This window comes from Paraburkholderia sp. GAS42 (assembly GCF_050436565.1).
GTDB lineage: Bacteria > Pseudomonadota > Gammaproteobacteria > Burkholderiales > Burkholderiaceae > Paraburkholderia.
In genome coordinates this window covers 37929-49873 of the sequence record NZ_JBNDML010000009.1, presented here as the reverse complement: position 1 = coordinate 49873, position 11945 = coordinate 37929, and the positions used below count along the sequence as shown (strand labels likewise).

The window sequence follows — 11945 nt, the reverse complement described above, 5'->3', positions numbered from 1 at the left end:
GTGTTCAGGTGAGGCTGAGATAAATCGAACCGTCTTCGTCCACACGAACCGGAAAATGCCGCGCACAGCCTTCATCGGGGGCGCGCGCCTGACCGCTTGCGAGATCGATATTCCAGGCGTGCAGCGGGCACGTCACGCTTTCACCATGCACGATACCGAGCGACAGCGAGCCGCCCTTGTGCGGGCAACGGTCGAGCAGCGCAAACACCTTGTCCTGCGCGGTGCGGAAGATCGCGACGTTGCCGGCTTCACGTTCGAGTACGCGGCTGCCGAGCGGCGGAATATCTGCGACGTCGCAGATGCGGGTCCATTGTTGAGTCACTTTCATGTCCATGGTGTCGTCCTCAGGCCACGACTTTCAGCGGGATGTATTCGTGCTTCTGCTTGCCGCCGATGCGCGCTTCCCACGGGTCAGGCAGTCCTTCGAGCGAATACAGCAGGCGTTCATACAACGCCTTGCGATTTGCGGCATCGTCGACCACTTTCTTCTTGATGTAATCGAGGCCCACGCGTTCGATGTAATGCACAGTGCGATCGAGATACCACGCTTCCTCGCGATAAAGCTGCAGGAACGCGCCGGAGAATTCCTTGACCTCATCGGACGTCTTCACCTTGACGAGGAACTGTGCGACTTCGGTCTTGATGCCGCCATTGCCACCCACATACAGTTCCCAGCCGCTGTCCACCGCGATTACGCCGACGTCCTTGATACCGGCTTCCGCACAGTTGCGCGGACAACCAGAAACGGCGAGCTTCACCTTGTGCGGTGACCACATGTTCGCGAGCATCGTTTCAAGGTCGATACCCATCTGCGTGCTGTTCTGCGTGCCGAAGCGGCAGAACTCGCTGCCCACGCATGTTTTAACCGTGCGAATCGATTTGCCATACGCGTGACCCGACTGCATGCCGAGGTCTTTCCACACATTCGGCAGATCTTCTTTCCTGATTCCCAGCAGATCGATCCGCTGACCGCCGGTGACCTTAACCATCGGCACGTTGTATTTATCGGCGACGTCCGCGATTCGGCGCAGTTCGGCCGCGTTCGTCACGCCGCCCTTCATCTGCGGAATCACCGAGAACGTGTTGTCTTTCTGGATGTTCGCGTGCACGCGCTCATTGACGAAACGGCTTTGCGGATCGTCGACGGCTTCGCGTGGCCACGTCGACAGCAGGTAGTAGTTGATGGCCGGGCGGCAGGTTGCACAACCATTCGGCGTGCGCCATTCGAGGAAGTCGTACACCTCGCGATGCGTCACCAGATGATGATCGCGGATCGTCTTGCGCACGTCGCCGTGGCTATGATCGGTGCAATGGCAGATCGCCTTCGTCTTCGGCGTTTCCTGAAAGTCGGAGCCGACCGTGCTCATCAGGATCTGCTCGACAAGACCCGTGCACGAGCCGCATGAGCTCGAAGCCTTGGTGTGCTTGCGCACTTCATCGAGTGTGAAGAGGCCTTTTTCCGTGATCGCCTTGACGATTGTGCCTTTGCATACGCCGTTGCAGCCGCAGACTTCGTCGCTGTCCGCCATCGCGGCGGCGCGGCTCTGACCCTGCACACCCGAATCACCGACATTCGATTCGCCGAACATGATGTGATCGCGCAGCTCGCCGAGCTTGCGGCCTTCGCGCAGCAGCTTGAAATACCATGCGCCGTCGGCGGTATCGCCATACAGGCACGCGCCGACGAGCTGATCGTCCTTGATCACGAGCTTCTTGTAGACGCCTCCGGAAGGGTCGGAGAGTACGATTTCCTCGGTGCCTTCACTGCCCATGAAATCGCCGGCGGAGAAAAGATCGATACCGGTGACCTTGAGTTTCGTCGACAGCACCGAGCCCTTGTAGCTGCCGATGCCCAGCAGCGCGAGATGGTTCGCGCAGACTTTCGCCTGCTCGAAGAGCGGCGCAACGAGGCCATACGCAATGCCACGATGGCTCACGCATTCGCCCACTGCATAGACACGCGGATCGTACGTCTGCAGCGAATCGCTCACCACGATGCCGCGATCGCAGTAAAGGCCTGCGGCTTCGGCAAGCGTCGTATTCGGGCGGATGCCGGCCGCCATCACGACGAGATCGGCAGGCACGGTCTCGCCATCCTTGAAGCGGACTGCACACACTTCGCCGGCGTCATTGCCGACAATTTCCGACGTCGATTTGCCCAGCAGAAACGCGAGGCCACGTTCTTCAAGCGAACGTTGCAGCAGCTTGCCCGCAGTCGAATCGAGCTGACGTTCAAGCAGCGTGTCGCCCAGATGCACGACGGTAACGTCCATGCCGCGCAGCTTCAGACCGTTCGCCGCTTCGAGGCCGAGCAGACCGCCGCCGATCACTACCGCGTGACGCTTCACCGCGGCGGTATCGATCATCGCCTGCGTATCGCGGATGTCGCGATACGTGATCACGCCGTTCAGGTCCTTGCCGGGCACAGGCAGGATAAACGGCGTTGAGCCGGTTGCGATCAGTAGACGATCATAGGCTGCTTCGGTGCCGTCATCGGCCACGACCACGCGTTTCACGCGATCGATCCGTTCGATCGTTTTGCCGAGATGCAATGTGATGTCGTTTTCCTGATACCACTCGACCGTGTTGAGGATGATGTCGCCGAATGCCTGTTCACCGGCGAGCACCGGCGAAAGCAGGATGCGGTTGTAGTTCGGATGCGGTTCCGAGCCGAACACGGTGATGTCATAGTGACCGGGCGCGATCGTCAGCAGTTCTTCGATCGTGCGGATGCCGGCCATGCCGTTGCCGATAACAACGAGACGAGGTTTGTTCATGATGGTGTCTTCCCGTTCAGACGCGTGCGGCTGCAACCGACCACGCACTGCGCCAGCGGCGCTTCACGTTGCTCATGCCCGCCCAGCCGAGTGCGGCCAGGGCAGCAAAGAGCCAGAGACCCATCGAATAGTCACCGGTCGCCTGCTTGATCGAACCGAGACTCGCAGCAAGCGCAAAGCCACCGATGCCGCCCGCCATGCCGATCAGGCCCGTCATCACGCCGATGTCTTTTGCGAAGCGCTGCGGCACGAGCTGGAACACTGCGCCATTGCCGGCACCCAGACACAGCATCGCCCCGATAAAGAGCGTCAGCGTGACGAACGGACCGCCTGCCCCAAAGCCTGCGATGCCGATCAGTACAGCGACAGCAGCGAACACATTCAGCAATGAACGCGTACCGCCGACGCGATCGGCCATCAAGCCGCCGAACGGACGCATCACCGAGCCTGCGAACACGCATGCGGCCGTGGCCCAGCCGGCCAGCTTCGGATCGAAACCGAACTGGTCATGGAAGTAGCCGGGCAGGGCGCTCGCGAAGCCTGAGAAGCCGCCGAACGTCAGCGAGTAGAAGAACATGAACCACCATGCGTCGCGATTGGCGAGCATGCGTGCGTAGTCGCGCAGATGCTTGTGCGTGGTGACGCCCGGCGCATCCTTTGCACTGATCGTATAGAACACCAGCACGGCGACGAGCGGAATGCACGCGATGCCGAACACGTTCTGCCAGCCGAACGCAACGGCCAGCACCGGCGCGAACAGCGCGGCGAGCACGGTGCCGGAATTGCCTGCGCCGGCGATGCCCATCGCGGTGCCTTGCTGATGTGGCGGATACCAGCGCGAGGCGAGCGGTAGCGCGACTGCGAAAGACGCGCCCGCAACGCCCAGCGATGCGCCGAACAGCAGCACCTGTGCCATCGAATGCACTCCGGTGCGCCACGCAACCAGCAGGCTCGCGATCACGAGAACCTGGCCGATCAGACCCGCGCGCTTCGCGCCGATACGATCGGCGAGCATGCCCATGAACACACGCAGGATGGCGCCAGCAAGAATCGGCGTCGCGACCATCAACCCGCGTTGCTGGGTGCTGAGCGACAGTGTGTGTGCGATCTGGATCTGCAGCGGTCCGAGGAGATACCAGACCATGAAGCTCAGATCGAAATAGAGGAATGCAGAAAACAGCGTGGGGGTGTGGCCATTGCGCCAGAAGCTGCGGTCCATGATAGTTCCGTCGTCGGATCGCACCCGGGTGATGTACCGGATACGACAAACGTCGAACGCCATTGCCCGACCGGTGAACGGCACGGTGTGCCGTTTCGCTACTGGTCCGCGGACTGTCTGTCGCGCGGCACCCGAGTCATGCATCCATGCGCCGTTGCAAGGTGCGATAGCTATTTAGCAACAGCTATGCCATGTTGCCGCATCGGCGGAAAGCCTTGTCGGACCTGGGTTTGACGGTCTGGGACGCGGAAGGCGTATTGCACCGCAGCAGTGCGCGGGCCGCGGCGTCGCACAGAGTTAGCGCGAGCGGGCGCGTTCGTGGCGCGCGATGCGCCCTTCTGGACGCGTCCGGCACTCATGCCGTGTTCGACTCGGCTTCAGGCCATAAACGTGGAAACAGATAGCGAAAAAGACTGAGCGGCAGCGCCAGTTCGACCGGACCTTTGGGCGTTCTGGACTGAACGATGCCGAGTTTGAGCAGATCGGCGAGCACGCGGTCGGCGGTGCGGGCGGCGAGCCCCATCATGCCCTTGAAGCGCGCGCGTTCCATCGAAGCAACCGTGCCGAGCCATGCGAGCGGCTGCGCAGCTTCGACCCGCAGATATCGGGTGGTCTCGCGGGTGCCCTCCGCGGCGAGCATCTGGGCGAGCCGGGCTTCGAAAGCGCGCATATCCAGCATGCCGTCCATAAAGCGCACCTGGTCGAGACAGATGTTCATGCCGAATTCGATAAAGTCGACAAGGCCTTTTTCCGACAGCACGCCGCGACCGTCGTAGTCGCCTTGACGCGGCTGGTCGGCTTCGATCAGATGGTTGTAATAGCGTGTCTGCTCGCGCGCGAGCCCGCGCATTGGCGACCACAGGCCCTGCGTCAAACCCAGCGCCGAGAGCCCGAGATGCGTGTGCAGACGTGCCGTGCGGCCGTTGCCATCCAGAAACGGGTGAATCCAGGCGAGCCGATGGTGCGCGGCCATCAGCGCGATGACTGCGGTTTCGCCCGCCCGGGCGTGACGGTATCCACGGTGCCATTCATCCATAAACGCCGGCACCGTGGCGGGATCAGGCGGGATATGCGCGCCGACCTTCACGCCGCGATCGCGCCAGGCGCCGGGGACGATGGTTTCTTCGCGGCCGTCGTCATCGATCTGGGTCAGATCGTCGGGCGAAAGCTGGTCGTGCAGATGTCGATGGATGGCCTGCGCCACCGAGCCTTCAAAAAAGGTGTTCGAATCGAAGGACGGGAATGCCTGCTCGCCCCATTCCTCGGTAGCGATATGTGCCACTGCGATGCGCTGTTTGCGGGCTTCCGCGGGTTTGCTCGAAAAGTCCTGCTGCATTGCCTGCTCGATCAGAAGCGGCTCCGTATGCTGGCCTTCAATCTTGTTGGTGTAGTACGAGTTCATCGGGCGCAGCGCTTCACGCAGCAGATCGCGCAGATGCGGCATGCCGTGCGCTGCGAGGTCCTTGGCGTCGCTGATGACTTCGGCGGCAAGCGGGCGCAGGCTGTCCAGCTTCGGGTCCGAGGGCAGAAGCGGATGCATCTGATGGACGGCGTAGTACGGATACTTCGAGTGGGGGGTTGCCATGGCGGTGATTTTGGCGGATCGCGTGGCGAATCTTAACACCGTTTTATGATGTAAAAAAGTTGTTTATTTACATAGGTTTAAGATGTTATTGGCGAATCATGTGGCGAATCTTTTGGCGCATTTATGCGAAGGGCTTCCGTGCGGTATCCAGCGCTCGCCCGTAGCTATGCGGAGAAAAAGCAAACGTCAGTGCAATCATCGCGGAGATGTTCACTGCGAGCATGATCCACGCGGCGGTAAAGGTGCCGGTCAGGTCGCGCACGAAGCCCGCCAGCATGGGCGCTGCCGCCGCGACGACAAAACCGGCACCCTGTACGAACGCGACAAGCCGGGCGGCGAGCCGATGGTCGGCGGAGTGGTCGAGCGTCGTAACCAGCGTGACGGAGAACGTGCCGCCGAGGCCCGCGCCTGCAAGCGCGACCCACAGCACCGGCGCCGACTCCGGCCATGCGATCAGCCCGACGATGCCCGCCAGCTGCGCACCAAGACCTGCGACAAGCCACGGACGCCGGTCGCGAAATGGCGCGGCGGCGAGTGGCAGCAATAATGCGGCGGCGGCCTGAAACACGGTCATGCCGGCGAGCAGCGAGCCGCTCGTGGCAACGTCGGCGCCATGCTGCTGGTAATACGCGGGCAACCAGGCGACAAGGCTCGTATAGCCGCCGTTGACGAGCCCGAAGTGCAGTCCAAGCGCCCAGGCGCGGCGGTTGCGCCAGAGGTTGATGGCGGGTGCCTGTTGCGTGGGCGGGACGCTCGCAGCCGGCGAAGCGCGCGTCGCGCGACGGTTCAAACGAAGCCAGTAAATGAGCGCGGCAAGTGCCGGCACGGCCCAGACAGCGAGCGCCGCGTGCCACGAATCGGCAAGCTGCGCGATCCACGGACTCAGCCCTGCGCCGAGACCGCCGCCGCCCATGATCGACGCCGAGAACATGCCCATCGCCAGCGGCACGCGCGCACCGAAACGCTGTTTGATCAGGCCAGGCAGTAGCGTCTGGATCGACGCGACGCCAATGCCCGCCAGCGCCGCCGTAAATAGCAGGGTGGCGCCGCTGTCGGCCGGCCAGCGCGCGGCGCACGCGAGCGCAATCGCCAGAAGACCGAGTGCCACGCCGCGCGTTTCGCCGACCGTCCGCGTGAGCGCACCCGCGCCGAACGCGCCGAGCCCCATCGCAACGACCGGCAGACTTGTCAACAGTGACGCGCCGTAGAAGCTGAGACCGGTCGCCTCGCGGATCGTCGCCATCAGCGGGCTGAGCGACGTCAGGAGCGGACGCAGGTTGATGCCGACAACGACGATTGCGCACAGCCACACGCCGTCATGCCATGTCATGGCGCGCGTTGCATGTGAGGTGCCGGACGCGTCCGCGCAAGGGTGGGCGGAGCTGGAATTTTGACTCATGGAGACCTTCGTCGAACGGGGATGAAGACGGAAGCGCTGAAGCCGCTGCAGGTTGTGCAGCCTGCACGAGCGCATTTCTACCTCGTTATGGTTAACCATTCTGGCATAAAATGGTTAACCAGACGGCTATGCCCGGTATTGCCGGCGTTGCGCGTTGGCGGATCCCTGGCCGTTACCGGACCGTCTCGCTACAATGCCGCTCGACATCGCAACACAGCCCGTTTTCATCACCCGTTCATGACCTCACACGCCCGACATTCATCCTCGATCGCCGAAGACGCGCCGCCCGCTGCCGGGTCCGCGAACGCGTCGATTACCGTCGAGGAGCGCATTTACGCATCGATCACTTCCGCGTTGCTGCAGGGCAAGCTGCGACCGGGCGCGCAACTTGTCGAACGCGATCTGGCGGCGGCGTTCGGCTGCACGCGCGGCGCGTTGCGCAAGGTCCTGACGCGGCTCGGTTTCGAGGGGAAGCTGGTGCTGGAAGCGCATCGCGGCGCGTTCGTCCCTGCGCCGTCCGAAGAGGACATCCGGCAGGTGTATCGCGCAAGGCAGATTGTGGAGGCGGGGATCGTCGCCGCGTTATGCGGGGCGTTGTCGTCGCAGCAGAAGCGCCGGTTGAGCGCGCATGTGCGTCAGGAAGAGGCGGCGCAGCAGGCTGGCCGTATCGATGACGCAGTGCGCCTTGCGGGGCAGTTTCACGTGCTTCTGACCGAACTGGCCGGTGGCACGGAATTGCTGGGGCTGGTGGTGCAACTGGTCGGGAAGACCGAGCTGTATAAGGCGCTGTACGATCCGTCGAAGGGATCGACCTGTTCCGCGGACGAGCACGCGCAGATCATCGAAGCGCTCGATGCAGGTAACCTGCACGCCGCGCTGGACGTGATGCGCGTTCACCTCGAAGAACTCGAGGAGCGTGTCGTTCAGCAGGTCCGCCTGCAATCCGGCAGCGGTCTTGGCGCACTGTTCAGCGAATAGAAGACGCGCCCGACGGACCCACGAACGATAGTGCAGCGGCTATGTCAATCCGGCCGCTACGGTCGGCTTAGCGCCGACGGAATTGCGAGCTGCGTGCGCCGCCGCCACCGCCGCCAGCACGTTCGTCCTTGTGGCGGAAGTTGATACGGCCCTTCGTCAGGTCGTAGACCGACAGTTCAAGCGTCACGCGGTCGCCCGCGAGAATGCGGATGTGATTCTTGCGCATGCGTCCGGACGCATATGCGCCTACCACGACGCCATTGTCGAGCGTCACGCGGTAACGGCTATCCGGAAGTACTTCGTCGACGATACCGTCCAGTTCAAGCAGTTCTTCTTTCGCCATGCATAGCTCCTGGTCAATGAGTTTGGGTCGCTTCGACCGGATGCCGGCGAAGCGTGTGGTGCGGTAAAAGGCAGCGCCGTGGCGCGCCTGTAAAACGATTTGAAACAGCGCCGATCGAAACGATGCCGCTCAAAGATCGGCGACCGACTGGCCATCCACACGGCCGTCGATCAGTTGCTCGGCGTGCGCCATGCACGCGAGACGCGCCTTGCCCGTGCCTTCGAACGGCCACAGATGCGGCAGACGGAACACGCGGCCATCGGCCGACGGGTTCGCGCCCACGCGGCAGATGCGCACCGACGCTTCGTAGCCGGCGTCGGGGTTGCGTCGCGTCTGCTCATCGGAATGACGGCGCGGGTACACGAGCGGGTGAATTTCGTAGCCCTTGTAGGTTCTGACAGCTTGAGTCATAAAACTATATGTCCTGTAATACGTGGCCAGCATGTCCAGCGCGTGACGCACGGGAACGGCCAGCCTGGCGGCGCAGCCATACGGCGCGCCGCACGAAAAAAGAATGGCGCCAGCCCGCTTCAACGAGACTTGCGCTCAACCGCGTCGATTCGCGGATTCGATGGAGAAGAAACACGCCGATGCCGCGTGGGCACTGGGCGCATGAAAATGCACAACTCGCGACAGCGAATGCGCGCAGCGCATTGCCGGAGTGACGGGATCGCCTACGGGAGGCGGTCGAACTGTCGGGGGTATTGCGGAGACGCCGGTTGGTGCCGATCGATACTGCCTGTACTGCAGATTCAGGGTACAGCTATTCCAATATGATGCACTAAATGAGAACGATTGGATAGCAAAAAGTTTTCCGCGCCGGCGGGTTGCGGCGGAAAGACATTCTACTGCAGGCCTTCGCGCGATCGTTCGGAAGCGCGATCTCCAGATGTTGACGGGCGCCGCGTGCAGCGCAGGCGGCGCGCGGGAAAACCGCTTCAGTTCATTTTTGCCGGCTCGCGTTTTTTCAGCTCGCGGGATGCGGCGAGCGGAATGCGCGCGTCGTCCCATGCGGCGAGCCACTCGACTTCTTTCGCAGTGAAAATCTGTCCATGATTGCGCAGCGCGTACTGCAGCGAATCGATGATGTGATTGCGGATGATCTCGGGCGTGCCTGTATCGTCGAGCACGGCACGAAACGCTTCTAGCGTGGCCATCGTGTCGCTCCGGAAAATGGATACGCACTTATCACACGCCAATAGTGCGCCGCCAACCGGACAAAAATCGTCGGGCGCGGGTGATGTACGCGAGACGTGAGTCGCGCGGGCGGTGCGGGCGGTGCGGGCGGAGCGGATTATCCAGGACTCCGGCACTGGCTCACCTCACCTCACCTGAACCGTTCTGCCCGGTACGGCCGCGGATCGGTGAAAGGCGTCATGCCGGTCATCATTTCCGCGAGGAGGCGGCCGGTAACCGGCCCGAGCGTCAACCCATGATGGTTGTGGCCGAACGCGAACCACAGGCCGCGATGGCGCGACGCGGGGCCGATAACAGGCCGCATGTCCGGCGTGCACGGCCGCATGCCGAGCCAGGGCGCTGCATCCGCGCGTGCACCGAGGCCAAACACGGGCTTCGCGATGCGTTCCGCGCGTTCGAGCTGGACGCTCGTCGGCGGGGCGCCGCGTCGGGCGATTTCGACGCCCGTCGTGAGCCGCAACCGGCCTTGCATCGGCGCGATCACATAGCCTTTTTCGGTATCGACGACCGGCACCGACAGGATCTGCCGTGCCGGCTCGTAGTGCATGTGATAGCCACGCTTCGTGCGCAGCGGAATACGGTAGCCGAGTGGGCCGAACACCGTATCCGACCAGGGGCCGAGCGCGACGACGACTTCTTTTGCGCTGATCCTGCCGGCTGTCGTCTGTACGGTCCACGCGTCGTCTTCGGCGAGCAGGGTGGTTGCGTCGCCGGTCAGCAGCGTGCCGCCGCCCGCTTCGAAGAGGCGTGCATAGCCTTTCGTCAGCGCGCCGGGATTAGCGACGCTCTTCGGGTCCAGCCAGTGGAGTGCGCCACAAAAACCTTCCGCGAGACCGGGTTCGCGCGCGCGCAGCGCGGCTGCGTCGAGCGGAACTACGCGAAGACCGCTTTCGCGGGCAGAGACTTCGGCCGCGGGCGCCTCGTCGTCGAATGCCGCCTGAGTGCGAAATGCCTCGATCCAGCCGCCGTCGTGTACGAGCGCGCCGAGATCCGCGCGCGCGATCAGCGCATCGTGTTCCGTCACGCAGCGCTGGATCAGCGGCAGCATGTCGCGCGCGGCGCCAGCCAGCCGTTCCGGCGACGACTCCCACCAGAATCGCGCCAGCCACGACGCGTACGACGGAATCGCCTTGTAGTCCCAATAGAGATCGGTCGACGCGTTGCGCGCGTAGCGCAGCAACGTGCCGAAGCGTCGCGGAAAACCATACGGCACGATCGACGACCGCTCGATCAGCCCGGCGTTGCCGAAGCTGGTTTCCTCGCCGGGGCCGCGCCGGTCGACCAGTGCGACACGCCGCCCGCGATCCTGCAGATGGAGTGCGGAAGACACGCCGACAATGCCGGCACCCAGTACGATGACGTCGAAATCCATAGACCCGCTTTTCCGCTTGAGTGCTTCAATGCCTGAGTAACGGGCGCGATGCGCATGTACGCGCGTGCGCGCACACACTGCATAACCCGGATTCGAGCCGCACCAACGCGGCTCGAAGCAGTCGACTCTAAATCAGGAGCGGCTTATTTCGCAATGATGTCGCGCTTGAAGTACTTCTGCGAGAGCGCGCTCAGCGTGCCGTCTTTTTTCAGCGAATCCAGTGCGGCGACGACCTTCGTCTTCAGCGCCTGATCGCCCTTGCGCAGACCAAGACCCGTGCCTTCACCGAGCGTCGCGGGATCGCTCAGCGGTGCGCCGAGAATCGCGTAGTCGCGGGCCTCGGGCTTGCCGAGAAAGCCGTCCTGCACGGTCTGGGCTTCCTGTACGCATGCGTCCAGCCGGCCCGCGACGAGATCCGCATACACCTGGTCCTGGTCCTGATACGAGACGATTGAAACGCCGGCGGTCGCCCAGTGCGCCTTCAGGAAATCTTCCTGCGACGAACCCTGCAACACGCCCACCCGCTTGCCCTGCAGGCTCTTCGCGTCGGGCAGCAGTTTCGAATCACGCTTCGCCACCATCACGATCGGCACGATATAGACGGGCGGCGTGAAATCGATGCTCTGCTTGCGCTTGCCGGTGATGTTCATCGCCGAGTTGATCACGTCGAATTTGCGCGCCTGCAGGGCAGGAATCAGGCCGTCGAACGAATTTTCGACCCACACGCACTTCACATTCATCTTCTTGCAGACGGCATTGCCGACATCGATGTCGAAGCCCTGCAGCTCGCCCGACGGGCTTTTGCTTTCGAACGGAGGATAGGCAGCTTCAACGCCGAAACGCAACGTATCAGCAGCGTGGACGGTGCTAGCGAGACTGACGAGAGCGGCGGCGAGGCAGACAGAAAGCTTGAGTTTCATGAACGGTTCCTGGCGTGGGTTGGAACTGCGTGAGAGAGCGGAAACGACAAATGACGTGGATCAAATATAGACTAAATGTCTATCGTAGACTATAGGGAATACGAGCAAATCTGGTTTAAATAGTCTAGAGTAGACTCTATGTCTACAATTTAAAC

Annotated in this window: 11 protein-coding genes; 1 reads left to right on the top strand and 10 read right to left on the bottom strand. The window is 62.6% G+C overall.

Going from position 1 to position 11945, the window contains the following annotated elements:
* Positions 1-4: 4 nt before the first annotated feature.
* The 5 genes from nirD to P3T16_RS15175 all read right to left on the bottom strand — a co-directional run bounded on the left by nirD (position 5) and on the right by P3T16_RS15175 (position 6911).
* Positions 5-328 carry a nitrite reductase small subunit NirD gene (nirD, locus tag P3T16_RS15195; protein WP_429255789.1) on the bottom strand — a complete coding sequence of 108 codons (324 nt, stop codon included), beginning with the start codon at positions 326-328 and terminating at the stop codon, positions 5-7.
* 16 nt (positions 329-344) lie between these two features.
* Complete coding sequence (gene nirB / locus P3T16_RS15190; protein WP_429255788.1) at positions 345-2777, bottom strand: nitrite reductase large subunit NirB; 2433 nt, start codon at positions 2775-2777, stop codon at positions 345-347.
* A 16-nt stretch (positions 2778-2793) separates the two neighbouring features.
* Positions 2794-3996 (bottom strand): nitrate/nitrite transporter, encoded by a 1203-nt coding sequence (locus P3T16_RS15185; RefSeq protein ID WP_429255787.1) that lies wholly within the window; start codon positions 3994-3996, stop codon positions 2794-2796.
* A gap of 355 nt (positions 3997-4351) precedes the next feature.
* Positions 4352-5581 (bottom strand): Fic family protein, encoded by a 1230-nt coding sequence (locus P3T16_RS15180; protein ID WP_429342893.1) that lies wholly within the window; start codon positions 5579-5581, stop codon positions 4352-4354.
* 121 nt (positions 5582-5702) lie between these two features.
* Entirely contained in the window at positions 5703-6911 is a 1209-nt protein-coding gene (locus P3T16_RS15175) for a cyanate transporter (protein WP_429342892.1), read from the bottom strand.
* A gap of 306 nt (positions 6912-7217) precedes the next feature.
* Between P3T16_RS15175 and P3T16_RS15170 the strand changes: the two genes are divergently transcribed.
* Positions 7218-7958 carry a GntR family transcriptional regulator gene (locus P3T16_RS15170; protein WP_429342891.1) on the top strand — a complete coding sequence of 247 codons (741 nt, stop codon included), beginning with the start codon at positions 7218-7220 and terminating at the stop codon, positions 7956-7958.
* 67 nt (positions 7959-8025) lie between these two features.
* On the opposite strand, the gene infA is transcribed toward P3T16_RS15170, so the two are convergent.
* The 5 genes from infA to P3T16_RS15145 all read right to left on the bottom strand — a co-directional run bounded on the left by infA (position 8026) and on the right by P3T16_RS15145 (position 11790).
* Positions 8026-8301, bottom strand: coding sequence for a translation initiation factor IF-1 (gene infA / locus P3T16_RS15165; protein ID WP_228883456.1), 276 nt, complete (start codon positions 8299-8301; stop codon positions 8026-8028).
* Between the two features lie 129 nt (positions 8302-8430).
* Entirely contained in the window at positions 8431-8712 is a 282-nt protein-coding gene (locus P3T16_RS15160; RefSeq protein WP_429255783.1) for a hypothetical protein, read from the bottom strand.
* 527 nt (positions 8713-9239) lie between these two features.
* On the bottom strand, positions 9240-9458 hold the full coding sequence (locus P3T16_RS15155; RefSeq protein ID WP_429255782.1) for a hypothetical protein: 219 nt from the start codon (positions 9456-9458) through the stop codon (positions 9240-9242).
* A gap of 170 nt (positions 9459-9628) precedes the next feature.
* Positions 9629-10870 (bottom strand): NAD(P)/FAD-dependent oxidoreductase, encoded by a 1242-nt coding sequence (locus P3T16_RS15150; RefSeq protein ID WP_429342890.1) that lies wholly within the window; start codon positions 10868-10870, stop codon positions 9629-9631.
* Positions 10871-11013: 143 nt separating this feature from the next.
* Entirely contained in the window at positions 11014-11790 is a 777-nt protein-coding gene (locus P3T16_RS15145; RefSeq protein ID WP_429342889.1) for an ABC transporter substrate-binding protein, read from the bottom strand.
* Positions 11791-11945 lie beyond the last annotated feature (155 nt).

Bases quoted from the DNA above. Each gene is read 5' to 3' on its own strand.
- nirD (WP_429255789.1), bottom strand. From the start codon at position 328: ATGAAAGTGACTCAACAATGGACCCGCATCTGCGACGTCGCAGATATT.
- nirB (WP_429255788.1), bottom strand. From the start codon at position 2,777: ATGAACAAACCTCGTCTCGTTGTTATCGGCAACGGCATGGCCGGCATC.
- P3T16_RS15185 (WP_429255787.1), bottom strand. From the start codon at position 3,996: ATGGACCGCAGCTTCTGGCGCAATGGCCACACCCCCACGCTGTTTTCT.
- P3T16_RS15180 (WP_429342893.1), bottom strand. From the start codon at position 5,581: ATGGCAACCCCCCACTCGAAGTATCCGTACTACGCCGTCCATCAGATG.
- P3T16_RS15175 (WP_429342892.1), bottom strand. From the start codon at position 6,911: ATGACATGGCATGACGGCGTGTGGCTGTGCGCAATCGTCGTTGTCGGC.
- P3T16_RS15170 (WP_429342891.1), top strand. From the start codon at position 7,218: ATGACCTCACACGCCCGACATTCATCCTCGATCGCCGAAGACGCGCCG.
- infA (WP_228883456.1), bottom strand. From the start codon at position 8,301: ATGGCGAAAGAAGAACTGCTTGAACTGGACGGTATCGTCGACGAAGTA.
- P3T16_RS15160 (WP_429255783.1), bottom strand. From the start codon at position 8,712: ATGACTCAAGCTGTCAGAACCTACAAGGGCTACGAAATTCACCCGCTC.
- P3T16_RS15155 (WP_429255782.1), bottom strand. From the start codon at position 9,458: ATGGCCACGCTAGAAGCGTTTCGTGCCGTGCTCGACGATACAGGCACG.
- P3T16_RS15150 (WP_429342890.1), bottom strand. From the start codon at position 10,870: ATGGATTTCGACGTCATCGTACTGGGTGCCGGCATTGTCGGCGTGTCT.
- P3T16_RS15145 (WP_429342889.1), bottom strand. From the start codon at position 11,790: ATGAAACTCAAGCTTTCTGTCTGCCTCGCCGCCGCTCTCGTCAGTCTC.